At 69.3% G+C, this 24849-nt stretch carries 27 protein-coding genes; 12 read left to right on the top strand and 15 right to left on the bottom strand.

The window, feature by feature from the left end:
- Positions 1–65 precede the first annotated feature (65 nt).
- Positions 66–2216: a lytic transglycosylase domain-containing protein gene (locus MEBOL_RS33330; RefSeq protein WP_095983156.1), complete on the top strand. Its 2151-nt coding sequence runs from the start codon at positions 66–68 to the stop codon at positions 2214–2216.
- 16 nt (positions 2217–2232) lie between these two features.
- On the opposite strand, the gene MEBOL_RS33325 is transcribed toward MEBOL_RS33330, so the two are convergent.
- Positions 2233–2931 (bottom strand): GntR family transcriptional regulator, encoded by a 699-nt coding sequence (locus MEBOL_RS33325; RefSeq protein WP_095981211.1) that lies wholly within the window; start codon positions 2929–2931, stop codon positions 2233–2235.
- Between the two features lie 212 nt (positions 2932–3143).
- On the opposite strand from MEBOL_RS33325, the gene mdcA reads away from it, so the two are divergent.
- From mdcA to mdcH, 7 genes are read left to right on the top strand one after another with little or no spacing between them, the layout of a single operon-like run.
- On the top strand, positions 3144–4781 hold the full coding sequence (gene mdcA / locus MEBOL_RS33320) for a malonate decarboxylase subunit alpha (protein ID WP_095981210.1): 1638 nt from the start codon (positions 3144–3146) through the stop codon (positions 4779–4781).
- Between the two features lie 16 nt (positions 4782–4797).
- Positions 4798–5118 (top strand): malonate decarboxylase acyl carrier protein, encoded by a 321-nt coding sequence (gene mdcC, locus MEBOL_RS33315; RefSeq protein WP_095981209.1) that lies wholly within the window; start codon positions 4798–4800, stop codon positions 5116–5118.
- Positions 5115–5993 carry a biotin-independent malonate decarboxylase subunit beta gene (locus tag MEBOL_RS33310; protein WP_095981208.1) on the top strand — a complete coding sequence of 293 codons (879 nt, stop codon included), beginning with the start codon at positions 5115–5117 and terminating at the stop codon, positions 5991–5993. Before mdcC ends, MEBOL_RS33310 begins: the two co-directional genes overlap by 4 nt.
- A gap of 2 nt (positions 5994–5995) precedes the next feature.
- Positions 5996–6703: a biotin-independent malonate decarboxylase subunit gamma gene (locus MEBOL_RS33305; protein WP_095981207.1), complete on the top strand. Its 708-nt coding sequence runs from the start codon at positions 5996–5998 to the stop codon at positions 6701–6703.
- Positions 6693–7355: a malonate decarboxylase holo-[acyl-carrier-protein] synthase gene (mdcG, locus tag MEBOL_RS33300; protein ID WP_095981206.1), complete on the top strand. Its 663-nt coding sequence runs from the start codon at positions 6693–6695 to the stop codon at positions 7353–7355. The genes MEBOL_RS33305 and mdcG overlap by 11 nt, the downstream gene beginning before the upstream one ends.
- Positions 7352–8230 (top strand): triphosphoribosyl-dephospho-CoA synthase MdcB, encoded by an 879-nt coding sequence (gene mdcB / locus MEBOL_RS33295; RefSeq protein WP_095981205.1) that lies wholly within the window; start codon positions 7352–7354, stop codon positions 8228–8230. Before mdcG ends, mdcB begins: the two co-directional genes overlap by 4 nt.
- Complete coding sequence (gene mdcH / locus MEBOL_RS33290) at positions 8227–9144, top strand: malonate decarboxylase subunit epsilon (RefSeq protein ID WP_095981204.1); 918 nt, start codon at positions 8227–8229, stop codon at positions 9142–9144. Before mdcB ends, mdcH begins: the two co-directional genes overlap by 4 nt.
- A 15-nt stretch (positions 9145–9159) precedes the next feature.
- On the opposite strand, the gene MEBOL_RS33285 is transcribed toward mdcH, so the two are convergent.
- Complete coding sequence (locus MEBOL_RS33285) at positions 9160–10077, bottom strand: pseudouridine-5'-phosphate glycosidase (RefSeq protein ID WP_095981203.1); 918 nt, start codon at positions 10075–10077, stop codon at positions 9160–9162.
- A 108-nt stretch (positions 10078–10185) separates the two neighbouring features.
- Between MEBOL_RS33285 and MEBOL_RS33280 the strand changes: the two genes are divergently transcribed.
- Complete coding sequence (locus MEBOL_RS33280; RefSeq protein ID WP_095983155.1) at positions 10186–11091, top strand: DMT family transporter; 906 nt, start codon at positions 10186–10188, stop codon at positions 11089–11091.
- Between the two features lie 6 nt (positions 11092–11097).
- Here the strand turns inward: MEBOL_RS33280 and MEBOL_RS33275 are convergent, their stop codons facing one another.
- From MEBOL_RS33275 to MEBOL_RS33265, 3 genes are read right to left on the bottom strand one after another with little or no spacing between them, the layout of a single operon-like run.
- Complete coding sequence (locus MEBOL_RS33275) at positions 11098–12801, bottom strand: FHA and sigma-54 interaction domain-containing protein (RefSeq protein WP_095983154.1); 1704 nt, start codon at positions 12799–12801, stop codon at positions 11098–11100.
- A gap of 14 nt (positions 12802–12815) precedes the next feature.
- A complete protein-coding gene (locus MEBOL_RS33270; protein ID WP_095981202.1) occupies positions 12816–13988 on the bottom strand; it encodes a DUF2314 domain-containing protein in 1173 nt (390 codons plus the stop codon).
- Positions 13985–14599, bottom strand: coding sequence for a deoxynucleoside kinase (locus MEBOL_RS33265; protein ID WP_095981201.1), 615 nt, complete (start codon positions 14597–14599; stop codon positions 13985–13987). Before MEBOL_RS33265 ends, MEBOL_RS33270 begins: the two co-directional genes overlap by 4 nt.
- 184 nt (positions 14600–14783) lie before the next feature.
- Between MEBOL_RS33265 and MEBOL_RS33260 the strand changes: the two genes are divergently transcribed.
- From MEBOL_RS33260 to MEBOL_RS33250, 3 genes are all read left to right on the top strand, one after another.
- Positions 14784–15578 carry a lysophospholipid acyltransferase family protein gene (locus tag MEBOL_RS33260; RefSeq protein WP_095983153.1) on the top strand — a complete coding sequence of 265 codons (795 nt, stop codon included), beginning with the start codon at positions 14784–14786 and terminating at the stop codon, positions 15576–15578.
- Positions 15579–15594: 16 nt separating this feature from the next.
- The gene (locus tag MEBOL_RS33255; protein WP_245920195.1) at positions 15595–16977 is read left to right on the top strand and encodes a tetratricopeptide repeat protein; all 1383 of its coding nucleotides are present in this window, start codon (positions 15595–15597) and stop codon (positions 16975–16977) included.
- 139 nt (positions 16978–17116) lie between these two features.
- Entirely contained in the window at positions 17117–17662 is a 546-nt protein-coding gene (locus MEBOL_RS33250; RefSeq protein WP_095981199.1) for a hypothetical protein, read from the top strand.
- Positions 17663–17744: 82 nt separating this feature from the next.
- Here MEBOL_RS33250 and rplQ read toward each other — a convergent pair whose 3' ends face one another.
- The 10 genes from rplQ to secY form a co-directional block, all read right to left on the bottom strand.
- On the bottom strand, positions 17745–18170 hold the full coding sequence (gene rplQ / locus MEBOL_RS33245) for a 50S ribosomal protein L17 (protein WP_095981198.1): 426 nt from the start codon (positions 18168–18170) through the stop codon (positions 17745–17747).
- A 177-nt stretch (positions 18171–18347) separates the two neighbouring features.
- Positions 18348–19388 carry a DNA-directed RNA polymerase subunit alpha gene (locus tag MEBOL_RS33240; RefSeq protein ID WP_095981197.1) on the bottom strand — a complete coding sequence of 347 codons (1041 nt, stop codon included), beginning with the start codon at positions 19386–19388 and terminating at the stop codon, positions 18348–18350.
- A gap of 201 nt (positions 19389–19589) precedes the next feature.
- The gene (gene rpsD / locus MEBOL_RS33235) at positions 19590–20216 is read right to left on the bottom strand and encodes a 30S ribosomal protein S4 (protein WP_095981196.1); all 627 of its coding nucleotides are present in this window, start codon (positions 20214–20216) and stop codon (positions 19590–19592) included.
- A 66-nt stretch (positions 20217–20282) separates the two neighbouring features.
- On the bottom strand, positions 20283–20723 hold the full coding sequence (gene rpsK, locus MEBOL_RS33230; RefSeq protein WP_095981195.1) for a 30S ribosomal protein S11: 441 nt from the start codon (positions 20721–20723) through the stop codon (positions 20283–20285).
- A 68-nt stretch (positions 20724–20791) separates the two neighbouring features.
- Positions 20792–21175, bottom strand: a complete 384-nt coding sequence (gene rpsM, locus MEBOL_RS33225; RefSeq protein ID WP_095981194.1) for a 30S ribosomal protein S13 — start codon at positions 21173–21175, stop codon at positions 20792–20794.
- A gap of 56 nt (positions 21176–21231) precedes the next feature.
- Positions 21232–21348 (bottom strand): 50S ribosomal protein L36, encoded by a 117-nt coding sequence (gene rpmJ, locus MEBOL_RS33220; RefSeq protein WP_043321360.1) that lies wholly within the window; start codon positions 21346–21348, stop codon positions 21232–21234.
- Between the two features lie 79 nt (positions 21349–21427).
- Positions 21428–21646 (bottom strand): translation initiation factor IF-1, encoded by a 219-nt coding sequence (gene infA / locus MEBOL_RS33215; protein WP_002614803.1) that lies wholly within the window; start codon positions 21644–21646, stop codon positions 21428–21430.
- A gap of 136 nt (positions 21647–21782) precedes the next feature.
- On the bottom strand, positions 21783–22547 hold the full coding sequence (map, locus tag MEBOL_RS33210; RefSeq protein ID WP_095981193.1) for a type I methionyl aminopeptidase: 765 nt from the start codon (positions 22545–22547) through the stop codon (positions 21783–21785).
- 46 nt (positions 22548–22593) lie between these two features.
- The gene (locus MEBOL_RS33205; protein WP_095981192.1) at positions 22594–23241 is read right to left on the bottom strand and encodes an adenylate kinase; all 648 of its coding nucleotides are present in this window, start codon (positions 23239–23241) and stop codon (positions 22594–22596) included.
- A gap of 140 nt (positions 23242–23381) precedes the next feature.
- Positions 23382–24728: a preprotein translocase subunit SecY gene (gene secY / locus MEBOL_RS33200; RefSeq protein WP_095981191.1), complete on the bottom strand. Its 1347-nt coding sequence runs from the start codon at positions 24726–24728 to the stop codon at positions 23382–23384.
- Positions 24729–24849 lie beyond the last annotated feature (121 nt).

Here is a 24849-nt window from a genome sequence, read left to right as displayed (position 1 = left end):
TGTACGCCACACTTCGAGTTGTCCTCCCTTCGTTCCGCATGGCGAGGAGAAACAAGGAGATGCGCATGAGGCGGTGGACCGGATGGGGTCTCCTCGCGGTGATGACGTCGGGTGCGGGTGCCTGGGCACAGTCCGCGCCCACCCTGGAGTCGGTCCGACTACACCGCGCCGATGCACGCACACTGGCGCAGAAGGATTTCCGGGAGTGTGAGGCCAGGCGCTGCGCGGACGCGGGCCGCATGGCCCTGCTCGCCGGCACGCTCGCCCTGGCCGATGGTGATGTGAACGAGGCGCGCACGCTGCTCACCGGCGCGAGCGTGGCCGAACCGCTCCGGCCCTATCTCGCCTACTACCAGGGACAGGCGCACTTCTACGCGGGAGACGCGGCCGCCGCCGCCGCGGCCTTCGCCCGGGCGCTCGAGAAGGCCCCGCCCGGCCTGGCCTCGCGGGCCCGGGCCCGCCGGGGCGAGGCCCTGCTCGCCGCGGGCAAGGCGAAGGAAGCCGCCCCGCTGCTGGAGGCCGCCGCGACCGCGGAGCCCTCGGTGGAGCTGCTCTTCCAACGGGCCGAGGCCCGGGGCGCGGTGGGCAATGCCGTGGGCCAGCGCGCGGACCTGCGCGCCGTGGCGCTGCGCTTCCCCGCCCACCCGTACGCGGACGAGGCCCTGGCGGCGCTCAACGCCCTCAAGCCCCCTCCCCGGCTGACGCTGCCCGAGCACCTGCAACGGGCCCGGGGACTGCTGGACGCCGGCGCCGCCACGCGCGCGCTGGATGAGCTGGACGCGCTCACGGCCGCGAAGCTCGCGCGCACGAAGGTGGACCTGGCCCGGGTGGCCCTGGTGCGCGCACAGGCGCTGTACGCCACCGGCAAGAAGAAGGAGGCCCAGGAGGCCCTGGCCGTGGCGCGCAAGGGCCCGCCTGGCGTGGCCGCCGAGGCCGCCTTCGTCACCGCGCGCCGGGCCCTCAAGGAAGACAACGCCACGGCGCGCAAGCTGATGGTGGCCCTGGAGAAGGACTTCCCCCAGGAAGGTCCGGCCGACGAGGCGGGCTTCTTCGTGGGCTGGCTGGATTTGCAGATGGGGCACTTCGAGGACGCGGTGAAGTCCTTCACCGCCTTCGACCAGCGGCACGCGCGCTCGCGGCGCCGGGACGAGGCGCTGTGGTACCGCGCGTTCGCCCACCTGCGCCTGGCGCAGTACGCCCAGGCCCGCGAGGTGTTGGACACCCTGGTGAGCGCCTTCCCCAAGAGCAGCCTCGTGCCCCAGGCGCGCTACTGGAAGGCCCGGAGCCACGCCCTGGAAGGCGCCCCGGCGGACGTCCTCGCGCCCGGCTACGCGACCGTCATCACCGGCTCGCCCAACTCGTACTACGCCCTGCTCGCCACCGAGCGGCTGCGGGAGCTGGGCCAGGAGCCCCCCACGGGCTTCCCCGAGGCCCCCCGGCCCCCCTCGGGCGAGGGCGTGCCCCCGGAGCTCCAGCGCGTGGTGGCCCTCACCCAGGCCGGACTGTTCCGCGACGCCGACGAGGAGGTGCGGTCTCACACCGCGCGCATCCGGGACTCGGAGCAGGCGCTCGCCTTCGCGGGGGCGCTGCTGCGGCTGGGCGAGTTCGGCAGCGCGCACGCCGTGGCCGCGCGTCACCTCTGGGGCCGGGCCTTCGGCGCCCGCGCCCCCGACGCGCTCGCCGCCTTCTACCCTCGCGCCTTCGAGAGCGCGGTGAAGAGCGAGGCCTCGCGCTACGAGGTCAGCCCCTTCCTCGTCTGGGCCATCATGCGCCGCGAGAGCGCCTTCCGCCCCGAGGTGGCCAGCGCCGCCGACGCGCGAGGGCTCATGCAGGTGATTCCGCCCACGGCGCGCGCCATCGCCAAGAAGCTCGCCGAGCCGGAGCCCGCCCCCGCCGAGCTCTTCTCCCCCTCGCTCAGCATCCGCTACGGCTCCTGGTACCTGTCCCAGCTCATGAAGCGCTTCGCCCACCCGGCGCTCGCCGCCGCCGCCTACAACGCGGGGCCGGACTCGGCCATCAAATGGGTGAAGGACAAGGGCTCGCTGCCGCTCGACCTGTTCGTCGAGGAAATTCCCTTCCGCGAGACGCGCGGCTACGTGAAGCAGGTGCTCGCGGACCTGTATCTCTACCAGTCCTTCTACGGGGAGAAGGAAGCCGCGCCCCACCGTCTGTCATTGACCCTTCCCGCCCCCGCCACCGACGGCGTGGGCTTCTGACGGCCGCCACCGCCGCTCACAGCGCGTTGATGTAGTGGGTCAACGCGCTGCTCGCGTTGAGCAGGTGCGCGCGCATGCACCGGGCGGCTTCCTCGCCATCCCCCCGGGCGATGGCCCTCATGAGCTCGTCGTGCTCGGAGCGGGAGCGGTTCATCCGGTCCCCCTGCCGCAACTGCGTGCGGCGGAACGCCCCCATGCGCGTGCGCAACGCCACCGCCTGCTCCACCATGAACTGGTTGTGCGTGGCCCGGTAGAGCGTCTCGTGGAAGCGCCGGTTGAAGTCGTCGTAGGCGTCCAGGTCCCCCGCGCGCACCATCTCCGCCGAGCCGTCATGCAGCTGCTGCAACTGGCTGCGCTCGAGCGGCGTCATGCGCCAGGTCGCCAGCCGCACGCACATGGCCTCGATCTCCGCCGTCATCTCGAACATGTCCATGATGCGCTCGGGCGTCAGCGGCGTCACGACGACGCCCCGGCGCGGGCGGATCTCCACCATCCCCGTCACCGACAACTGCCGCAGGGCCTCGCGCACCGGCGTGCGCGACGCCCCGAAGCGCGTGGCGAGCTGCTGCTCGTCCAACGCCGCCCCCGGCTTCAACGCCCCCGTGGTGATCTCCTCCGCCAGCGCCGAGCGGATCCGCTCGGACAGGAGCGCGCGTTGCTCCTCCAGCGGCTCCTCCTCGGAGGCCTCGTCCCTCGTCTGTTCGTTCAGGCTCATGGGTCTTCCCGCCCCATCGTCTCAGGCCCGGCTGAAGACGAAAAGATAGTATACATCAAGTCGATTTAGCACGAATCCGGCATACGTTTGCTCGAAATTATCAGCTCGCGTATACAAGTAACCGTACCATCAAGAACGCGGAAGACATGGCGCCGCCGGTCTTCCCGACACCGGCCGCCCACCAGGCGGCCCTCCAGGCACGAGGACGGAGCATGCGCGACTGGAACCAACAGGCCCGCGACCGGGATGCCCGGCTGGCGCGAGCCGCGGGCCTCGGCCGAGGGAAGATCGTGGAGGCCGGCCAGGCGCGCGCCCTCCTGGAGCGGGTGCTCGAGCCCGGAGACCGCGTCTGCCTCGAGGGCAACAACCAGAAGCAGGCGGACTTCCTGGCCCGGACCCTCGCCTCGCTCGACCCGAAGCAGGTGCACGGACTGCATCTGGTGCAATCCGTGCTCGCGCTCCCCGAGCACCTGGATGTCTTCGACAGGGGCGTGGCGAGCCGGCTCGACTTCTCCTTCTCCGGGCCCCAGAGCGCGCGGCTCGCGAGCCTCGTGAGCGCCGGGCGCATCTCCATTGGCGCCATCCACACCTACCTGGAGCTGTTCGGGCGCTACTTCGTGGACCTCACGCCCCGGGTGAGCCTGGTGGCGGCCCAGTCCGCGGACGCGGCGGGCAACCTCTATACGGGGCCCAACACCGAGGACACGCCCGTCATCGTCGAGGCCACCGCCTTCAAGCGCGGCATCGTCATCGCCCAGGTGAACGAGCTGGTCGACGCCGTGCCCCGGGTGGACATCCCCGGCGGCTGGGTGGACTTCGTGATTCCCAGCCCCTCGCCCCACTACATCGAGCCCCTGTTCACGCGCGACCCCGCGCAGATCTCCGAGATCCAGGTGCTCATGGCCATGATGGCCATCCGGGGCATCTACGCCGAGTACGAGGTCAACCGGCTCAACCACGGCATCGGCTTCGACACCGCCGCCATCGAGCTGCTCTTGCCCACGTACGCCGAATCGCTCGGGCTCAAGGGGAAGATCTGCCGGCACTGGGCGCTCAATCCCCACCCGGCGCTCATCCCCGCCATCGAGGCGGGCTTCGTCGAGTCGGTGCACTCCTTCGGCTCGGAGCTGGGCATGGAGGACTACATCCGCGCGCGCTCGGACATCTTCTTCACGGGCCCGGATGGCTCGCTGCGCTCCAACCGCGCGTACAGCCAGGCGGCGGGCCACTACGCGTGTGACTTGTTCATCGGCTCGACCTTGCAGATCGATCTGGAGGGCAACAGCTCCACGGCGACCCGGGGCCGCATCGCGGGCTTCGGAGGCGCGCCGAACATGGGCGCGGACGCCCGGGGCCGCCGCCATGCGAGCCCCACCTGGCTCAAGGCCGGACGCGAGGCCAGCACCTCGGCCATGCCTCGGGGCCGCAAGCTCGTGGTGCAGATGGTGGAGACCTTCCGCGAGCACATGCACCCCGCGTTCGTGGAGAAGCTGGATGCGTGGGAGCTGGCCGAGAGCGCGGGCATGGCCCTGCCCCCGGTGATGATCTACGCGGACGACGTGAGCCACATCCTCACCGAGGAGGGCATCGCCAACCTGCTGCTGTGCCGGAGCCAGGAGGAGCGCGAGCAGGCCATCCGAGGCGTCGCCGGCTACACACCCGTGGGGCTCGCCCGGGACAAGCGCGCCGTGGAGAACCTTCGCGACCGGGGCGTCATCCGGCGGCCGGAGGACCTGGGCATCGACAAGCGGCAGGCGAGCCGCGACCTGCTCGCCGCGAAGTCCATCAAGGATCTGGTTCGCGCCTCGGGGGGCCTCTACGCGCCGCCCAAGCGCTTCCGCAACTGGTGAGGAGGAGCGAGGCCCCATGGAAACCCTGCGATTCACCTATGAAGGCGGGCGCCCGGCTCCGGGCAGAGCCCCGGAGATCTCGGGCGTGCTCGGCTCGGGCAACCTGGAGGTCCTGGTCGAGCCCGCGGAGTCGAGCGGCACCCTCCACATCGAGGTCACCACCGCCGCCGTGGGCTTCGGCCGCATCTGGCAGGCGGTGCTGGATGACTTCTTCGCGCGCTGGCCCCTCGCCAACGTGCGCATCTCCATCAACGACGCGGGAGCGACGCCCGCGGTGGTCAGCCTGAGACTCGATCAGGCCCTCGAGGCGTACACGACGGGAGGCACCCCCTCATGAGCCGGAGCTACTACGAGGCGAGTGCGCGCGAGCGCGTGGCCCTGCTGTTGGATCCGGGGAGCTTCCAGGAGCTGCTGCCGCCCTCGGCGCGGATGATGAGCCCTCATCTGAAGGAGCTCGACACGCCCGCCGCCTTCGATGACGGGATCGTCGTGGGCCGGGGGCGCATGGAGGGCCGGGCCGTGCTGGTGGCCGCGCAGGAAGGCGGATTCATCGGCGGCGCGGTGGGCGAGGTGCACGGCGCCAAGTTGAAGGGCCTGCTGGAGCGCGCGCTCGACGAGCGTCCCGCGGGCGTGCTGCTGCTGGTGGAGTCCGGAGGCGTGCGCCTACACGAGGCCAACGCGGGCCTCATCGCCGTCTCGGAGATCATGCGCGCGGTGCTCCGGGTGCGCGGCGAGGGCATCCCGGTGCTCGTGCTGGATGGCGGCAAGTACGGCTGCTTTGGCGGCATGGGGATCGTCTCGCGGCTGTGCGACGCGGTCATCATGAGCGAGGAGGGACGGCTCGCGCTCTCCGGCCCCGAGGTCATCGAGACCACGAAGGGCGTGGAGGAGTTCGACGCCCGGGATCGCGCGCTGGTGTGGCGCACCATGGGAGGCAAGCACCGCTACCTGCTGGGCGAGGCCACCTCCCTGGTGGAGGACGACGTGGACGCCTTCCGGGCCGAGGCGCTGGCGCTGCTCGGCCGCGAGCCCGACCTGAGCCTGGAGGCCATCGAGGCGGAGCACGCGTTCCTCGGCGAGCGGCTGCGGCGCTTCGGGGATTGTCCCGACGCGCTCGACATCTGGGCGAGTCTGGGAATCGAGCGACCCGAGTGGCTGCCCGTGCTGGACACTCCCACCTTCCTGGCCACCGTGCGTGGCAAGAGGGCCTGACCATGGACGTGCGCACGTTGTTCGACCGTCTGTTTCCCCAGGGCCATGACATCGCCTTCGAGGGAGCGTTCTTCTCCGGCACGGGTCGCGGCCCTGGAGACGCCCCGCTCGCGGTGCTCGGCACCATCGACAAGACGCCCATCAGCGCGGCGCTGGCCCACCGGATGGCCACCGAGGTGCTTCGCGTCGTGCGGGAGCACCCGGGCCGGCCCTTCCTGCTGCTGGTCGACACCTCGGGGCAGGCGCTGAGCCGCCGGGATGAACTGCTGGGCATCAACGGGTACATGGCGCACCTGGCCAAGTGCCTGGAGGTGGCGCGGCGCCGGGGCCATCGCATCCTCGGGCTCGTCTACGCCGAGGCGGTCAGTGGGGGCTTCCTGGCCAGCAGCCTCCTGTCCGACGCCTGCTACGCCCTGCCCGAGGCGGAGATCCGGGTGATGAACCTGCCGGCCATGTCGCGCGTGACGAAGATTCCCCTCGCGCGGCTCGAGGCCCTGAGCGCCCAATCCCCCGTGTTCGCGCCCGGCGTGGAGAACTACCGGCGCATGGGGGCCATCACGGAGGTGTGGGACGGGGACCTGGCGCACCACCTGGCCCAGGCGCTCGCCGCGCCTCTTCTGGGCGACCCGCGCGCGGCCCTCGGAGAGGCCCGGGGTGGCCGCCAGCTCGCGCACCTCGTGGCCAACAGGGTCCGTCGCGATGCGATCTGAGCGCCCCGCACGGCACCACTGGGTGCGATTGGACGCGGGCTGGGAGCGTCACCTGCGCTCGCCGCTCGCGCCCGAGGCACGGGAACGGATCTCCGACTGGTGCGCCCAGGGCCGGCCGTTCGTCGTCGCGCGGGAAGACCTGGCGGACACGGACGAGGATCTGCGATTGGGGCTCGCCCTGCCCGACAAGCGGCGCGTCTGTCTTCATGTGGGACGCGAGGCCGCCCTCTCCTGGAGACCTCCGCCCGCGCTCCGCGACGTGCTGCGCACCGCGCCCGAGGTCTGGCGGTCCACACTGCGGCGCATCCATTTCCTCGGGGAAACGCTCGGCGTGCCGGTGGCCGTGTTCGGCTCCCTGGCCTGGGAGTACCTGTCTGGCGTGAAGTACGTCCGGCCGGACTCGGATGTGGACCTGCTGTTCTCCCCGTGCCGGTGGGTGGACGTGGAACGGCTCCTGTCCGAGCTGGCGGCCACGTCTCGCGCCTCCTCGGGGGTGCGTCTGGATGGAGAAGTGCTCCTGCCGGACGGGGGCGCGGTGGCCTGGAGGGAGCTGGCCTCGAGGCCCCACCGGCTGCTGGTCAAGGGTCCCCGAGGCGCGGGCCTGCGGGGATGGAAGGAGCTCACGGCGCTGTTCGTGGAGGCCTCGCCATGACGACATCCGCCCTTCGCCGCCATCCCGGGGGATCCGCGCCCGACACCGCCGGAATTGGCCGGGACGCGATCCGCGCCCTGTACGCCGAACTGGCCCTGCACCCCAAGCCCGGCCTCGTCAGTCCGCTCGACAGTGGCAGCCATGATGACATGGACATGGCCACCTTCATGCGCAGCCTGTTCGCGCTACGGGGCTACTTCCGCGACATCGCCACCGCGGGCGCCGAGGGAGCGGACTTCGACGTGTTGCGAGGGCTCGGCATCGAGGCGGAGCGGCGGATGCTGGCGGCGACAGGCGGAATCAACACCCACCGGGGCGCCATCTTCAGTCTGGGATTGCTGGCCGCTGCATCAGGTGCGTTGAAGCACGAGGGCCAATCCCTGGCGGGCCCGGCGCTGGGTGAGGCGGTGACCCGGCGCTGGGGACAGGCGCTCGTCGCGGCGGGAATCCAGGCACGCGACAGCGACAGCCATGGCGCCCGGGCGATCCGCCGCTACCAGGTCCGAGGTGCCCGCGAGGAGGCCGCCGAGGGATTCCCGCTCGTGTTCGGCACGGCGTTGCCCGCGCTCGAGGAGGTGCTCGCGCGGACGGGCTGCCTGGAACGAGCCCTGGTGCAGACGCTGTTCACCTTGATGTCGGTGCTCGAGGACACCAACCTGCTGCACCGCGGAGGCACGGAGGGACTGGGCTTCGTGCGGGATGGCGCCCGGCGATTCCTCGACGCGGGAGGCGTCCTGATGCCGGGCTGGAGGGAACGGGCCCTCGCGCTGCACCGCGACTGCGTCGCGCGGCATCTGTCACCCGGAGGCTCGGCGGATCTCCTGGCCGCCACCTGGTTCGTCCATCACCAGCGGAGCGGCGCGGAACGGACATGAGCCTCGGCATCCTCTGCCCGGGCCAGGGCGCCCAGAACCTGGCGATGCTCGACCTGTTGAGCGCGGCCCCCGAGGCACACGCGGTGCTCGAGGCCGCGGGCCCGGTGCTGGGAGACAGTCCCTGGAATCTCATGAAGGGGCCCGTCGAGGCCCTGTACGTCAATGCCCTCGCCCAGCCGCTGCTGTGCGCCGTGCAACTCGCGACGTGGACGGCGCTGCGCTCCCGGTTGCCCGCGCCGCGTGTCTTCGCGGGGTACAGCGTGGGAGAACTCGCGGCGTATGGCTGCGCGGGGGCGCTCGACGCGGGGGAATTGCTCACCCTCGCGCATGAGCGGGCCCGGGCCATGGACGCCGCCGGTCCGAGCGACAGCGGCATGCGGGCGGTCCGGGGCATGGATCGTCAGCGCTTGAAGACCCTGTGCGAGGCCCATGGCGTGCACATCGCCATCGTCAACGACGCGGACCGCTTCGTCATCGGAGGGCGGGAAGAGGCCTTGAGGAAGCTCGAGCCGGAGCTCTCCGCCCGGGGTGGCGCGGTGACGGTGCTGCCCGTGCATGTGGCGTCCCACACCCCGCTGTTGGCCTCGGCGGCGCACGCGTTCGGCGAGCGGCTGGCGCGAAGCGGACTCCGAGCCCCCTCCACGCCCGTCCTGGCGGGCCTCGATGGCGCGCCCGTGCGCACGCGCGAGCGGGCCCTCACCACGCTGACACGGCAGGTGGCCGAGACCGTGGATTGGGCGGCATGTCTGGAAGGGCTGGCGGAGGAAGGCTGCACGGTGCTGCTCGAACTGGGCCCGGGCGCCGACCTCAGCCGGATGGCGAGGGACTGGCTGCCTTCCGTCTCCGCGCGCTCCGTGTCCGACTTCAAGACCCTGGAAGGCGTGTGCACCTGGGTGACACGCCAACTGGAGTGAGGACGGAGGGGTCGCTCAGCGCCGGGTGGCCTGGGCGTAGGCCACCGCGAGCTGTCCGGCGAAGCGGGCGTTGTTGACGAGCAGGGCGTGGTTGGCGCGCAGGCTCTTGCCGCTGGTGCGCTTGGACAGGTCCGACAGCAGGAAGGGCGTCACCGCCTTGCCCCGGATACCCTGGCGCTCGGCCTCGGCCAGCGAGGAGGCGATGTGCAGCTCCACCTCGGCGCGCGGCAGGGACGTCTCCTCGGGAGGAGGCACGGTGAAGAGGACACCGCCCTGCCCCAGCGTCTCGAAGCGGGCCTTGAGGATGGCGGCGGCGCCCGCGGCGTCGTCCACGCGGTGCTCCAGCGGCAGGCCGGAGCTCCGGCTGTAGAAGGACGGCAGCTCGTCGGTGCCCACGCCGAGCACCGGCACGGAAGCGGTCTCCAGCGCCTCGAGCGTCTTGGGCAGATCCAGCACCGACTTGGCCCCGGCGCACACCACGGCCACGGGGTAGCGCGACAGCGCCCAGATGTCATAGGAGATGTCGAGGTGCTCGGAGACGCCCCGGTGCACGCCGCCGATGCCGCCCGTGGAGAAGACGCGGATGCCGGCCGCGGCGGCCAGCTCGCAGGTGGCGCTCACGGTGGTGCCGCCGGTGGCCTTCGTGCCGATCGCCACGGAGAGATCCCGCGAGGCGAGCTTGAGCAGGCGCTCCTTGCCCTCGGCGAGCCGGCGCATGTGCGCCTCCTCGAGACCAATCCACACCTCGCCGTCCACCACGGCGATGGGAGCGGGCACGGCGCCCGCGCGACGAACGGCCTCCTCGCAGGCGCGCGCCGCCGCGAGGTTTTCCGGGTAGGGCAGTCCCTGCGCCACCACGCTCGTCTCCAGTGCCACCAACGGTGCGCCCTGCTCCTTCGCGCGCCGGACCTCTTCGGAGTAACGCAAGTCCATGGGCGCATATACGTACGGGCGCGGGGGCGAAACAAGCGCGGAGGCTTCTCGGCGCGCCGCATCGTCCAGTTGCCAGCGCGCTCCGCGGGCGCTATTCCGCCGTCCGCCTTGAGTTCCGCCAGCACCGTCTCCTCCGCGCCGCCTCGCGCCATCTCCCTGTCGGACCTGGCCCTCCTCCTCACGGTCCTCATTTGGGGGACCAACTACACGGTGGTGAAGGAGGCCGTGGGCTCGATGCCGCCCGAGGCCTTCATGTCCCTGCGCTTCGCCCTGGCGGCGACGGCCATGGCCGCGGTGCTCCACATGCGCGAGGGCTGGAAGCCCCTGCCCCGCGCCACCTGGCTCAAGGTGGTGGGGCTCGGACTGGTGGGCCATACGCTCTACCAGTATTGCTTCGTCATGGGCGTGGCGAAGACGACCGTCGCCAACAGCGGTCTGCTCACCTCGGGCACGCCCGTGCTCACGGCGGTGCTGGGCGCCGCGCTGGGCGTGGACAAGCTCCGGCGGCCGATCGTGCTGGGCCTGGTGCTCGCGGTGCCGGGCGTGGTGCTGATCGTCAGCGATCGGGGGCCGGGCCTGGACGCCTCGACGCGCACGGGGGATCTGCTCATCCTCGGCTGCTCGCTGTGCTGGGCGCTCTACACCGTGGGCCTGCGCTGGCTCGGCCCGGAGTTGTCCGCGCTGCGCATCACCGCGCTCACCATGATCACGGGCGCGCCGGGAGTCGTGCTGCTCGGCCTGCCCTCGGTGTGGGAGTTGAGGCCGGAGACGATGGGCCCGGGCGTCTGGGTGGGCGTGGTGTACTCGGCGCTGGTGCCCCTGGTGCTCGCCTACTTCATCTGGAGCCGCAGCGTGCAGGCGGTGGGCAGCAGCCGCACGGCGCTCTACAGCAGTGGGACGCCCGTGGTGGCGGCGCTCACCGCGTGGCTCGTCCGGAGCGAGCGCCCGGGAGGCTGGCAGGCCGTGGGCGCGGCGCTGGTCATCGCGGGAGTGCTCGTCAGCCGCAAGCGCTGAGGTCTCTCACACGCGCCGGCGCTCCACGGTGAGGCCGTAGTCCTCGATCTTCTTGTCGAGCGTGGGCCGGCTGATGCCCAACAACTTCGCGGCCGCGATCTTCCGTCCGCCCGCCGTGCGCAGGGCCTCCGCGATGGTATCGCGCTCCAGCCGGGCCACGCGCTCCTGCAGGGTCAGGGGCTCGGAGGACGCGGTTCCCGGCTGGAACTCGGGGGGCAGGAGCGCCGCGGCGATCTCCGAACCGGCGTACAGCCGCGCGAGCCGTTCACCCAGCAATTCGAGCTCCCGCACGTTGTGGGGCCACGCGTACTCCATGAGGAGCCGGCGGGCCTCGGGAGTGAGCTCGGGCGGAGGACCCCGGGCCGCGAGAGCCCCCCGGGTGGCGAAGCGCTCGAAGAGCACGGGGATGTCGGCGCGCCGCTCGCGCAACGGAAGCAGCTCCAGCTCGAGCCCCGCCAGCCGTGACGCCAGGGCCTCCTCCATCTCGGCCCGCTGGACGAGCACCCGGGGCGGAGCGGTCGCGGTGGCCAGCAGCCGGACATCGACGGGCTCCTCCCCACCCTCGCGCCCCGGAGCCCGCTTGCGCGAGAGCAACCGGGCGAGCCGTTCCGACAGCGCGCGGGGCATGCGCTCCACATGGAGCAGCAGCAGCGAGCCCCCATCGGCGCGCAACAGGGCCGAGGGAAGGGGCGGCACGCCGGGGCGGCTGGTGCGGCCGAAGAGGGACTCCTCCAGGAGGGCTTCCTCGCGGCAATCCACGCGCACGAACGGCCCGAGCGAGCGAGGCGAGCGGGTGTGGACGTAATGAGCGCACAGGCTCTTGCCGGTGCCGGGCTCGCCGAAGAACACGGCGGGGGCATCGCTCGCGGCGGCGCGGCGGGCCTGCTCCACGAGTTTGCGGAAGGGCCGAGAGCCGCCCACCATCTCCACGCGCTCGGGTTGCGGTCCTGAGAGCGAGCGCACCGCGGCATAGGCCTCGCCGCCGAGCCGTCCGAGCATGATGGCGAGCTGCCCCTCCGCCTCGGAGAAGGGAGCATGGGCGCGCTCCACGTACAGCAGCCCGAAGGGAGGCCCGCCGGAGGCGACCAGGGGCGAGCACAGCACGGAGTCCGAGCGGCCCTGCTCGGCGCGCTCCAGGGCGGCGTTGGCCATGTCGCGAGGGACTTCCACGGAAGGAGCGCCCACGACGGAGGCGGTGAGCAGGCCCTTGACGCTGCCGAGCAGCGCCGCCGCCGCGTCCGCGTGGAGCGCGAGCAGGGCCTGTTCGGAGAGGTAGCGCAGCACGCGCGCTTCGCTCGTGGCGCCCAGGAGCGCGGCGCCCGCCGAGTACAGGGCGGCCTCCATGCCCACGTGCGGCAGCACTTCCTGGATGGGCAGGTGGCTCGTGCCGGGCTGGGGAGCGCCCACGCGCACGGCGGCGCCGGGGGGCGCCACGAGCACCGTCGTCTGACCCACCTGGACGCGATCACCGGGGTGCAGCACCACCTCGCCGGTGATGCGCTCGCCGTTGACGGTGGTGCCGTTGCGCGAGCCCAGGTCCTCGAGGAGCACCTGTCCATCGCGCACGAAGAAGCGCGCGTGACGGCGCGACATCCGGTCGTCCGCGGGCAGGGGCAGCTCACACGACGGACTGCGGCCGATCGTCGCTTCCGTCTGGAGTTCGTGGCGAAGGCCGGCCGCGGGGCCGGAGAGGAGCAACAGGGCGGGCATGTGCGCGCGGGACGTCACATCGGGCGTTCGGCGACGAGCAGCGCGCGCACCTCTTCGTCCTCGAGGGTGCGGCCCTCGCGGCTGAGCGCCAGGGCGTTGACGTCCGCCTCGGGCACTTCCACATGGGCGCCCTTGCGCCACTCGGTGGTGTGCACGGCGCCGTCCACCAGCCGGCCGACGATGACGGCGTCGTCCCAGGAGAGCACTTCCAGCCAGAGCTGCTCGGTCATCGAGCGGCCTTCCGGATGAGTCTCGAAGGGGGCGCGCACCAGGAAGGTGAGCGGCTCCATGAGGCCGCGGCGCAAGAGGCGCGCCTTGAAGGCGGGCAGCAGGGCCTGGGACTCCTGGTGCATCGTCTCGGTGCGCTCGGTGGGCTCCTGCACGAAGCGCTCGCGGAAGGGACGCAGGAGCTCCGCGGTGTTGTGCCGTCCCTGGGGCGACACCACCGTGAGGAACAGGCCCTCGTGCCCCTCGAAGGCATCCAGCGGCACGCCGAGCAGGTTGTTGCGCGCCTCCTCGGAGGGAACCAGCATGAAGGCCTGACCCTCGCTCGTGCCCATCTGGGTGCGCAGGGGGGGACCCTGTCCGAAGGCCAGGTCCGTGCAGAGCTCATGCAGGAAGGCCTCGGCGGGCAGCAGGTCCTGCTCTCCCAGGTGGAAGATCTCCAGGTCGCGCGCGCCGAACTTCTCCATGCCGTGCGAGTGCACCCACAGGGGGGTTTCCCCCTCGATGACCTCCACGGCGTGCAGGTTGACGTGATCGCGGATGTCGAAGTCCAGCTCGGTGATTTCCGCCACGTCGTCGGACTCGTGGACCTTGGACGAGGTGATGTCCACGAGCACCCCGGCCGAGTGCGCGAGCAGCACGCGGGCGCACACGAGCGCGGCGAAGACGGGCACGGTGGGCTGCACCGGGCTCAGCTCGAAGGCCAGGCGGTAGAAGGAGCGAGCGCGGCCGAGCGCCTCCAGGGCGGGCTCGCTGCCGGAGAACAGGTCCGCGGTCCACTCCTGGGGAGCGGGCCGCGACTCGAAGACGACCTCCACGCGCGCGTCCTCGGCCTCCACGGTGAAGGCGGGACCGTCCGCGCTGGGGGTGAAGGCCAGCTCCTCGATCTCGAAGGCGGCGGCCAGCGCGTCGGAGGGCACGGGGGCGTCGCTCTCGAGGGCGACGAGGTAGACCTCCTTCACAGGTGCTTCTCGATCTGTTGGAAGAGGTCCACGCGGTCCACCAGGTTCGTCAGATAGTCCAGCTTGTCCGTGGGGAGAACCAGGACGGGGGACAACTTGTAGCCACTGAACCATTCCTCGTACAGACCGTTCAGTCGCTTGAGGTAGGCGGGGGGGATGTCCTGCTCCATCTCGCGGCCGCGCAGGCGGATGCGCTGGCGCAGGGTGCGCACGGGGCAGCGCAGGTAGATCATCAGATCGGGCGGGGCGAGGGTCTGGGAGAACGTCTCGTAGAGATCGCGGTACATGCCCCAGTCGCGCTTGTCGATGAAGCGCTGGCGGTGGAGGTTCTTGGCGAAGATCTCCGCGTCCTCGTAGAGGGTGCGATCCTGCAAGGCGGTGCCCTGCGAGCGCTCCATCTGGCGCTGGAGGCGGAACTTCGCGGTGAGGAAGAAGAGCTGGGAGCGGAAGGCCCAGGTCTTCATGTCCCGGTAGAAATCGGCGAGGTAGGGATTCTCCTCGTTGGGCTCGAAGAAAGGAGTGAGGCCGTACTTCCGGCAGAGGAAGGACGTGAGCTCCGTCTTTCCCGCTCCGATGTTTCCCGCGATCGCGATGAACTTCTTCCGAGCCAAGGCCCGGACGCTTCTACCCTCACCGGGCAGCACACACCAGCGGCAAGGTGGTGATAGATACGGCCCCGATGCGGCCCTTGCCCGCGCCGAGCCCCTGGACCGGGCCGGAGGACCCCCTGCCCGGCGAGAGGCGTGGGGCCCTGGGTGGAGGGCTCCCCCTTTGGACGAAGTCGAGGTCGCCTGGATGCTACGCAACCTGTTGTGCATGGTGGTCACCGCGATAGCCACCGCCATTTTCTTTCCCGTGACGCTGTTGGCGGCGCTCTTCACGTTCAACACGGGCTCCATGGTGTGGGTGGCGCGCCGACTGTGGTCGCCCATCCTCATCGCGACGGGGGGCGCGCGGCTGGTGGTGACGGGCCAGGAGAACGTGGATCCCCATCGCCCCACCATCTACGTCTCCAACCACCAGTCCACCCTGGACATCCCCATCCACTTCGTGGCGGTGCCGGTGAACTTCCGCTACGTGGCCAAGCACCAGCTCAAGTACGTGCCCCTCATCGGCTGGTACCTGTGGCTGGCGGGCCACATCTTCATCAACCGGGGCCGGCGGGAAAAGGCCATCGCCTCGCTGGATGCCGCGGCGCGCAAGGTGCGTGCGGGCACGAGCGTGTTCCTCTACCCGGAGGGCACGCGCTCGGACGACGGCAAGGTGCTGCCCTTCAAGAAGGGGCCCTTCGCGCTGGCGCTCAAGGCGCGCGTGCCCGTGGTGCCCATCACCATCGAGGGCTCGGGCACGGTGATGCCGAAGAATTCCTGGAACATCGTTCCGGGCCCCGTGTACGTGAAGATTGGCAAGCCCATCGACACCACGACCTTCGCCGAGAACGACCGCGAGGGCCTGGCCCGGGCGGTGCGCGACGTCATCATCGCGCAGAGCCTCGAGCTGGGCGGCAAGGGCGGCGATTCCGAGGATGCCGTCGCCGACGTGGGCGTCGAGGGCAGGAAGACCCCCGCCCGCCACAAGAAGGCGACCTGAGGAGAACCGAGTGACCCTGCCTTTCCCCCCCTTCATTCCTCCTCGCGTGCGGCGGAGCACCTGGGTTGGCGTGGCCGTGCTGGGCCTGGGCCTGGCCACGGGATGCCGGCACACCGCCGCCGGAGCGCCCCTGGATGCCCGGGCCCAGGCGAGGGAGTACCTCGCGAGGAACGAGCCCGAGCGCGCCCTGCCCCTCCTGGAGGCCGAGGCCGCGCGGCATCCAGACGACCTGGACGTGGCGCGCACGCTCACCGCGGCGCAGGTGAAGGGAGGGCACACGGGCGCGTGGATCGCGGAGCTGCGGCGGCGCAACACGCAGACCGAGCGGGCGGTGAACCACTACATGCTGGGGCTGGCGTACTTCTCGCGGGCGTCGGACGCGGGGGCGCCCGCGGTGGCCGCCTTCGAGCGGGCGCGGGAGATGAAGCCGGACGAGCCCGAGTTCCACCATCGCCTGGGCGTGGCCCTGCTGGAGTCCGAGCAGTACACGGCCGCGGTGGGGCCGTTGCGCCGGGCAGTCGAGCTCGCCCCGGAGCGGGCGGGGTTCCAGTTGCCGCTGGCCAAGGCCCTGCATCGCACGGGGGACGAGCGGGGAGCGGTGGCGGCGCTGGCGGTGCTGGTGGGCAAGGAGCCGAGCCCGGCGGAAGTGGCGACAGCCCGGGCGCTGATGGATCAAATCGCGGACCCGTTCGCGCGCTTTCCCAAGGCGGCCGAGTCCAAGCTCGAGGAGGGCATGCGCTACTTGCAGGAGCTGGACGCGCCCCACCCGGCCATCATCGCCTTCGAGGAGATTCTGCGGGACTACCCGGACCTGGCGGTGGTGCACGCGTTGATGGGCCTCGCGTGGCAGCGGGTGGACGACGCGGGCCGGGCGGTCGAGGAGTTCAAGCGGGCGATCGAGCTGGCGCCCTCGGACGGCAAGAACCACTTCTACCTGGGGGAGCTGTACCTGACGCGGCAGCGGCCGGAGGCGGCGCGCCCGTACCTGGAGAAGGCGGTGGAGCTCAACCCGCTGTTGGACCTGGCGTGGTTCCGGCTGGGGGACCTGCACCTGGAGCGCAAGGACCTGAAGGCCGCGGACGAGGCCTTCCGGATCCTCACGTACCTGCAACCAGACGCGGTGCCACCGCGAGGAAAGAGGGCCCTGGTCCTCCAGTTCCAGGGCGACTGGGCAGGCGCCGAGCGCGAGTTGATGCGGGTGGTGGACAAGGATCCGGAGAACATCGAGTTCACCTTGCGCCTGGGCATCCTCTTCACCGAGCAGGCGAGGCAGTCGTCGCGGCCGGAGACGCGGCGGGAGGCGGCGGAGAAGGCGGAGCGATGGCTGCGCAAGGTGTTGGAGGCGCAACCGGAGAACGCGGTGGCGTCGAGGGCCCTGCAGCAACTCAAGACGCCGTGAAGCCTAGCCAGGGGCGGCCCGGGGCCTCTAGACTGGAGGCCTGATGAGTGATGGTGCCAACCACCCGCAGCCGCCCTCCCGAGGGACGCCGTCGTCCACGAATTTGCCCCGCGCGTCGTCCACGACGAACCCGCGAGTGATGTCCGCCGCGAGAACGGAGCCCCTGCCGAAGGAGCAGACGCAGGCGGCGGTGGGCAAGCGGCTCCAGGCCGAGTCCGCCAACGCCATGTTGAACGCCCTGTCCATCGCGAAGGAGATGGTTCAGGACTTCCGGCAGCAGGATCGCTTCTTCAAGTACAAGGCCTTCATCGTGGGGGGATGGCTGCTGCTGTCCATCGGCACGGTAGGGGTGACGTGCTCGCGAGGCGTGAAGGAAACGGGCGAGTTCGGAGCGAAGCTGACCCATGTCGCCAGCCGCTCCTCGTTGACGATCGTCAACAAGAGCCGGGACTCCTGGCTCGACGTCATCATCATCGTCAAGGACGACCGGGGACAGGAGTGGCGGGCCTCCGTCGCACGAGTGGACCCGACCAATCCGCTCACCGTCACCCCCAAGCAACTGCTGGGCGGACAGGGCCAGGCGGCGCCCAGCGACATCAAGATCCGCGGGGTGGAGATGCGCACGTCCGACGGCCGGGCCACCCTCATGCAGGAGGGCAAGAACCTCACGGAGGATGAGCACTGACGAGGCTGCCCCAAAAACAATGGGAGCGCCCTTCCCCGAGAGAAAGGACGCTCCCATGAACGACATTCACCGGGACGGCTGACTACTCCGTCTTGGTCTCCGGGGCCGCGGCGGCCTCGGTGTCCGGAACCTCGGCCGGGGTGGCCTTGGCGGGACGATCCACCAGCTCCAGCAGGGCCATCTCGGCGCCGTCACCGCGACGGAAGCCGAGACGCACGATGCGGGTGTAGCCGCCCGGACGGGTGGCGTAGCGCGTCTTGTACTCGCTGAACACCTTCTGGAGGATGGCGCGGTTGCGAACCGTCCGCTCCGCGAGGCGCACGTTGGACAACCCACCGCGCTTGCCGAGGGTGATGATGCGCTCGGCGAGGGCCCGGGCCTCCTTGGCCTTGGGCAGCGTGGTGCGGATGGCCTCGTGCTCGAGCAGCGAGGTGACCATGTTGTGGAGCATCGCGAGCCGGTGGCTCGTGGTGCGGTGGAGCTTCCTCTGTCCGACCTTGTGGCGCATGGGTACTGACTCCGGGCTCTTGCGGGAGCCCACCACTCCGGCCGTATGAGGTACCGGGTGGGAAGGATGGAAACCGGCACGGGCTCCACCATCTATGTGTTGGACCGGTGAGAGTCCCCCTCGAGACCGGGGCATGCGACCGTGCCGCCCCGGACGCGCGGGTTAAAGCACGAAACGCTAGGCCTTGGGAGCCGCCGGGGGAGCCGGAGGAGGCGCCGCCGGAGGCGTCTTGGGAGGCCAGTTCTCCAGCTTCATGCCGAGCGACAGGCCCATCTCCGCGAGGATCTCCTTGATTTCCTTCAAGGACTTGCGGCCGAAGTTCTTGGTCTTGAGCATCTCGGCCTCGGTGCGCTGCACCAGGTCGCCAATGCTCTTGATGTTGGCCTGCTGCAGACAGTTGGCCGAGCGGACCGACAGCTCCAGCTCATCCACGGAGCGGAAGAGGTTCTCGTTGAGCTTGGCCTCCTCCTTGGGCGCCTCGACGGCCACGGGCTCCTCGGTCTCGTCGAAGTTGACGAAGACGGTGAGCTGTTCCTTGACGATCTTCGCCGCGTAGGCGACGGCGTCCTGGGGCGTGACGGAACCATCCGTCCACACCTCGAGGGTGAGCTTGTCGTAGTCGGTGACCTGACCGACGCGCGCGTTGGTGACCTGGTAGTTCACCTTGCGGATGGGCGAGAAGAGCGAGTCGATCGGAATGGTGCCGATGGGCGAGCCGACCACCTTGTTGGCGGAGGCGGGCACGTAGCCTCGGCCGCGGCGGCAGGTGAGCTCCATGCGGACCTTGCCACCCTCGGAGATGGTGCAGATGTGGTGACCCGGGTTGAGGATCTCCACGTCCTGGTCGGCGATGATGTCACCGGCCTTGACCTCCTTGGGACCCTCCGCCTCGATGCGCAGCGTCTTGGGCTCGTTCGTGTGCATCCGGAGGAGGACCTCCTTCAGGTTCAACACGACGTCCGTGACGTCCTCGGCCACCTCGGGAATGGTCTGGAACTCGTGGTCCACGTTCTCGATCTTCACCGTGGTGACCGCGCCACCCTGGAGGCTCGACAGGAGCACCCGGCGCAGCGAGTTGCCCAGCGTGGTGCCAAAACCCCGCTCCAGGGGCTCGGCCACGAACTTGCCGTAGGTGGGGGTCAGCGAGTCCTGATCGACCTCGAGCCGACGCGGCTTGATGAGGTCCCGCCAGTTCTTCGCGATGAAAGTGTCAGCCATGTCCTTCTGCTCCTCGGGGCGTGCCGCACCACCGACGTCCCCGCCAGGGTGGCGGGAGGATGGGCACGAGGGGGGTTGTCTGAATAACGGCCGGGCCCTGGGGGAACAAGGCACCGGCAGAAGCACGACGCCCCGGCGGTGAGGCCAGGGCGCGTGCGGAAGCATCCTCGGCTCGCCTGGAGGCCAGGCGTGCCAGGGGGATTACTTCGAGTACAGTTCGACGATGAGCTGCTCCTGGATCGGCATGGTGAGGTCCTCGCGGTTCGGCGGGCTCTTCACCGTGGCCTTGAAGGACTTCTTGTCCAGGTCGATCCACTGCGGCACGCCACGGCGGTCCACGGTCTCCAGGGCCTCGGCGATGCGCAGCATCTTGCGGCTCTTCTCGGCCACCTCGACGGTGGTGCCCGGCTTGACCGCGAAGGACGGGATGTTGACCCGCTTGCCGTTCACGGTGAAGTGGCCGTGGCGCACGAGCTGGCGCGCCTCGTTGCGCGTGTCCGCGAAGCCCATGCGGAACACCACGTTGTCCAGGCGGAGCTCCAGCTGCTGCAGGAGGTTCTCACCCGTCTTGCCCTTGGCGGCCGAGGCGCGGTGGTAGTAGCCGCGGAACTGGCTCTCGAGCAGGCCGTACATGCGCTTGACCTTCTGCTTCTCGCGCAGCTGCACGCCGTAGCCAGAGAACTTCACGCGACCCTGGCCGTGCTGACCGGGGGGATAGGGACGCCGCTCGATGGCACACTTGTCCGTGTAGCAGCGGTCACCCTTGAGGTACATCTTCAGGTTCTCCCGCCGGCAGATGCGGCAGGAGGAGGCGGTATAACGGGCCACGATGCTTCTCCGTGTCGAAAGATGGTCTAGGGCCGCTCCCTGGGGAGGAAGCGGCCCGGAATGGAACTAGACGCGGCGGCGCTTGGGCTGACGGCAGCCGTTGTGCGGGATGGGCGTCACATCGCGGATGAGGGCGATCTTCAGGCCGGCGGCGGCGAGCGCGCGCAGGGCGGACTCACGGCCCGCGCCAGGACCCTTCACCAGCACCGTCACGTTCTTCAGGCCGTGCTCCATGGCCTTGGCCGCGGCGTCACCGGCGGCCACCTGGGCGGCGAACGGCGTCGACTTGCGGCTGCCGCGGAAGCCGCGGGCGCCAGCGGAGGACCAGGAGATCACGTTCCCGGACACGTCCGTGATCGTGATGATGGTGTTGTTGAACGTGGACTGGATGTGGACCACGCCGTTGAGGATGTTCTTCTTGCCCTTCTTGCTCTTCTTGCGCGCTGCGGCCTCGCCGCCCGCCGCGGGGGCCGTGGCGGCCGGCGTCGCGTTGGTCTCTTCAGCCATGGAACTCGTTGCTCCTGGAAGTAGGTGATCGACGCCGACTCCTCACGGAGCCGGCGCAGGTGAAAGAACTAGCGAGCGGCCGTCGCCGGCTTGGCACGCACGATGCCGCGCTTGGGACCCTTGCGGGTACGCGCATTGGTGTGCGTCCGCTGACCGCGCACCGGCAGACCCTTGCGGTGACGCAGACCCCGGTAGCAGCCCAGGTCCATCAACCGCTTGATGTTCATCGTCACCTCGCGGCGCAGGTCACCTTCGACCTTGTAGTTCGCCTCGATGAGCTCGCGGATCTTACGCGTCTGCTCCTCGGTGAGGTCCTTGGTCCGGGTAGCGAGGTCGATTCCCGCTCCCTCGATGATGTCGTGGGCGGTCTTGTTGCCGATCCCGTAGATGTACTGCAGCGAGATCACCGCGCGCTTGTTGGGCGGGAGGTCGATGCCGGCGATACGAGCCATCTTCGTCGTTCCTTCTGGGTGGAGTTGGTCTGGAGCTCAGAATCCCCGAGGGGACTCTAGCCCTGGCGCTGCTTGTGCCGGGGGTTGGAGGCGCAAATGATGCGCACGATACCCTTGCGACGAACAACCTTGCACTTGTCGCAGATCTTCTTGACGGACGCCCGAACCTTCATGGCGGTACTTCCCTTCCTTCGCTTTTAGAAGAAAAAAGCCCTGAAGGCCTGGCCGCCATTCCGCGGAACCAGGCCTTTGCTACTTCGCTCGGTAGGTGATCCGGCCCCGGGTCAAATCGTACGGGGACAGCTCCACCTTCACCTTGTCGCCCGGGAGGATACGGATGAAGTGCATCCGCATCTTTCCCGAAATGTGCGCGAGCACCTTGTGGCCGTTGTCCAGCACCACGCGGAACATCGCGTTCGGGAGGGGCTCCATGACCGTCCCCTCGACTTCGATGGAATCATCCTTCGGCAATCAGATAACCCTCTGGACCACCTGAACTCGGAAAGCGCGGCGGGATAACACTTTGGTCCAGAAGTGGCAAGCATCCTCGCGCTGGCAAATCACGAAACTCGTACAACCCTCGGGTACTCCCTCGTATTCCATCGTCCTACCCGGACCGGCGCCGGGTCAGGATCTCTGGCGCTCCCTCGGTGATCAGCACCGTATGCTCGAAGTGAGCGGAAAGCTTGTTGTCGAGGGTGATGGCTGTCCAGTCATCGTCCAACAGGGCCACTTCATACGTACCCTGGTTCACCATCGGTTCGACCGCGAGGACCATTCCTGGACGAAGCTTCATCCCACTGCCGGGCTGCCCGTAGTTGGGCACCTCGGGCTTCTCGTGCAGACGTCGGCCGATTCCATGACCGGTGAAATCCCGTACCACGGAAAAGCCCCGGAGTTCCACGTAGCCCTGCACGGCGTGGCCGATGTCTCCAATCCGGTTGCCCGCCACCATGGCCTGGATTCCCTTGTTCAGGGCTTCCCGGGTGGCATCGATCAGGGCCTGTGCCTCGGAACTCACCTTCCCCACCGGAACCGTCCGGGCCGAGTCGCCGAAGAAGCCCCGGTAGACGACCCCGAAGTCCAGTTTCATCAGATCGCCTTCCTGGAGCTTGCGCTTCTTGGAAGGGATGCCGTGGACGACTTCATGGTTCACGGAGGCGCACAGGCAGGCGGGGAAGCCGTGGTAGCCCTTGAACGCCGGCTTGGCCCCCTTCTGGTAGATGAGCTTCTCGGACAGTGCGTCGAGGTCCCAGGTGCTCACCCCGGGTGCAACCGCCATCTCCAGCTCGTCCAGGATCTCGCTGACGATGCGCCCCGCTTCCCGCATGAGGGCGATCTCATCCTTGCTCTTGATCTCGACCTGGCTCATGGCGGCCTCTGGGGTGGCGAACGGGACTCGCGCTCTGTTCGGAGGATCAGGCCTTGCCCAGGGCCTTCTTCAGTTCCTCGTAGATCCCCTCTGGGGGACCCACGCCATCGATGCTCTTGAGGAGTCCCCGCTGCGCGTAGAACTGCTTCAAGGGAGAGGTCTCCGTGTCGTACTTCTTCAGACGCCGTTCGATGACCTCGGGCGTGTCGTCCTCGCGCTGGACGATGGGCGTATCGTCCTTGTCACAAAGGCCCGCCCTCTTCGGAGGGTTCTGGGTGACATGGTAGATGGATCCACAGCTGGGACACGAGCGCCGCCCCGAGCCTCGCTCGATGAGCGTCTCGTGAGGCACCTCGAGCGACACCACCGCGTTGAGTCCCTTGCCCAGCTTGGCCAGCATGCGCTCGAGGGCTTCGGCCTGAGGCGTGGTGCGCGGAAAGCCGTCCAGGATGAATCCCTTGGCACAATCGGCTTCCTTGAGGCGCTCCTCGACGATGCCGATGACGAGCTCGTCCGGCACATAGGAGCCCGCGGCCATGAGCGGCCCGGCCAGCTTCCCCAGCTCGGTGCCTTCCCGCACCGCCTTGCGGAGGATGTCTCCCGTGGAGATTTGGGGAATCGAGAAATCCGCGTACAGCTTCTTTGCCTGGGTCCCCTTCCCGGCGTTAGGCGGACCCAACAGGATGAGGTTCATGTGTTCTCTCTCAGCGCGTCAGGTAAGGAGCGCGGGAAGCGGATGGCGGCACCCGCCCGCGGCTCGTACACCCCCCCGGAACGACGAGGCGCCCCTCCCCGGGGTGAGGGGGAGGAGCGCCCGCGAAGCGGCAGCCTGGACTAGGCCGCTACGCGAACCCGACCGCGGATGCGAGGACCGCGAGGACCCGCGAATCCCTCGTAGTTGCGGCTGATCAGGTGACCTTCGATCTGCTGGACGGTGTCCAGGGCCACGCCCACGACGATCAGCAGCGCGGTCCCACCAAAGGTGAAGCGAACACCCAACAGGTTGGTGACGATGGACGGAATCACGCAGATGGCGGCCAGGTACAGCGCGCCTCCGAAGGTGATGCGGTTGAGCACGCCCTCGATGAAATCCGCCGTCTGCCGACCCGGACGGATGCCCGGAATGTAGCCACCCTGCTTCTTGATGTTGTCCGCCACGTCGTCCGGCCGGAAGGTCAGCGCCGTGTAGAAGAAGGAGAAGAAGACGATCAGCAACACGAAGAGCCCGTTGTACACCCAGGGGCTGGCTTCGATGCTGCGCTGCACGCCCTGGAGGAACGGGAACCAGGTGCCCAGCGTGGCGGGGAAGGACAGCAACGCGCCGGCGAAGATGGGCGGAATGACGCCCGCCGTGTTGACCTTCATCGGGAAGTAGGTGGCCTGACCCGCGAACATGCGCCGCCCAGCCATCCGCTTGGCGTACTGGACCGGGATGCGTCTCATTCCGCGCTCGACATAGACCACCACCGCCACCACCACCACCATGAAGGCCAGCAGCGCGATCACCGCGGCCATGCTGACCACTTCCTGCTGCACCAGGTCCAACAGCGTCTTACCGCTCGGCAGGAGGCCGGCCACGATTCCCGCGAAGATGATGAGCGAGATGCCGTTGCCGATGCCGCGCTCGGTGATGCGCTCACCCAGCCACATGATGAAGGCGGTGCCCGCCGTCAGGCTGATGACCGTCATGAACGTGAACCAGGCGTTGTCGTTGGGCACCACCACCTGATTGAAGCCGTTCTGGCCCGCGTCGGAGCGGCCGAGCGACGCCAGCCAGCGCGAGATGCCGATGCCCTGGATCGTCGACAGCAGGATGGTGCCATAACGCGTGTACTGGTTGATCTTCTGGCGGCCGCCAGCGCCTTCCTTCTGCAGCCGCTCCAGGCTGGGTACCACGACAGCCAGGAGCTGGATGATGATGGAGGCGGACACGTACGGCATGATGCCCAGTCCGAAGATGGACATCTGGTTCAGGGCACCGCCGGAGAAAAGGTTGAAGAGCGAGAACAGGCCGCCCGACTGGCGCTGGGCGTCCATGAACGCGTTCATCGCCGCCCGATCCACTCCAGGCGTGTTGATGAAGATGCCGATGCGGTACACCGCGAGCAGCATCAGCGTATAGATGAGCCGGCTACGCAACTCCGCGATGCGGAAGACGTTGGCGAAGGCGTTCAGAGCCACGTGGGATCCATCCCCTAAAAAGGTTTAGGCGAGAACAACAGCGCCCCAATCCGCATTCGGAGAGGGGCGCGAAATCCTACACCGGTGGAAAGGCGGGCACCACTGAGAGTGTGACCCGCCC

It is taken from the genome of Melittangium boletus DSM 14713 (genome assembly GCF_002305855.1).
Classification (GTDB): Bacteria; Myxococcota; Myxococcia; order Myxococcales; family Myxococcaceae; genus Cystobacter; species Cystobacter boletus.
The sequence above is the reverse complement of the archived record's forward strand: the minus strand, read 5'-3'. Positions and strand labels throughout refer to the sequence as shown.

Bases quoted from the DNA above. Each gene is read 5' to 3' on its own strand.
- MEBOL_RS33330 (WP_095983156.1), top strand. From the start codon at position 66: ATGAGGCGGTGGACCGGATGGGGTCTCCTCGCGGTGATGACGTCGGGT.
- rpsM (WP_095981194.1), bottom strand. From the start codon at position 21,175: ATGGCTCGTATCGCCGGCATCGACCTCCCGCCCAACAAGCGCGCGGTG.
- MEBOL_RS33250 (WP_095981199.1), top strand. From the start codon at position 17,117: ATGTCCGCCGCGAGAACGGAGCCCCTGCCGAAGGAGCAGACGCAGGCG.
- MEBOL_RS33275 (WP_095983154.1), bottom strand. From the start codon at position 12,801: ATGCCCGCCCTGTTGCTCCTCTCCGGCCCCGCGGCCGGCCTTCGCCAC.
- MEBOL_RS33285 (WP_095981203.1), bottom strand. From the start codon at position 10,077: ATGGACTTGCGTTACTCCGAAGAGGTCCGGCGCGCGAAGGAGCAGGGC.
- MEBOL_RS33310 (WP_095981208.1), top strand. From the start codon at position 5,115: ATGAGCCGGAGCTACTACGAGGCGAGTGCGCGCGAGCGCGTGGCCCTG.
- map (WP_095981193.1), bottom strand. From the start codon at position 22,547: ATGAGCCAGGTCGAGATCAAGAGCAAGGATGAGATCGCCCTCATGCGG.
- mdcB (WP_095981205.1), top strand. From the start codon at position 7,352: ATGACGACATCCGCCCTTCGCCGCCATCCCGGGGGATCCGCGCCCGAC.
- mdcC (WP_095981209.1), top strand. From the start codon at position 4,798: ATGGAAACCCTGCGATTCACCTATGAAGGCGGGCGCCCGGCTCCGGGC.
- mdcH (WP_095981204.1), top strand. From the start codon at position 8,227: ATGAGCCTCGGCATCCTCTGCCCGGGCCAGGGCGCCCAGAACCTGGCG.
- MEBOL_RS33325 (WP_095981211.1), bottom strand. From the start codon at position 2,931: ATGAGCCTGAACGAACAGACGAGGGACGAGGCCTCCGAGGAGGAGCCG.
- rplQ (WP_095981198.1), bottom strand. From the start codon at position 18,170: ATGCGCCACAAGGTCGGACAGAGGAAGCTCCACCGCACCACGAGCCAC.
- mdcA (WP_095981210.1), top strand. From the start codon at position 3,144: ATGCGCGACTGGAACCAACAGGCCCGCGACCGGGATGCCCGGCTGGCG.
- mdcG (WP_095981206.1), top strand. From the start codon at position 6,693: ATGCGATCTGAGCGCCCCGCACGGCACCACTGGGTGCGATTGGACGCG.
- MEBOL_RS33305 (WP_095981207.1), top strand. From the start codon at position 5,996: ATGGACGTGCGCACGTTGTTCGACCGTCTGTTTCCCCAGGGCCATGAC.
- MEBOL_RS33205 (WP_095981192.1), bottom strand. From the start codon at position 23,241: ATGAACCTCATCCTGTTGGGTCCGCCTAACGCCGGGAAGGGGACCCAG.
- rpmJ (WP_043321360.1), bottom strand. From the start codon at position 21,348: ATGAAGGTTCGGGCGTCCGTCAAGAAGATCTGCGACAAGTGCAAGGTT.
- rpsK (WP_095981195.1), bottom strand. From the start codon at position 20,723: ATGGCTGAAGAGACCAACGCGACGCCGGCCGCCACGGCCCCCGCGGCG.
- MEBOL_RS33260 (WP_095983153.1), top strand. From the start codon at position 14,784: ATGCTACGCAACCTGTTGTGCATGGTGGTCACCGCGATAGCCACCGCC.
- MEBOL_RS33240 (WP_095981197.1), bottom strand. From the start codon at position 19,388: ATGGCTGACACTTTCATCGCGAAGAACTGGCGGGACCTCATCAAGCCG.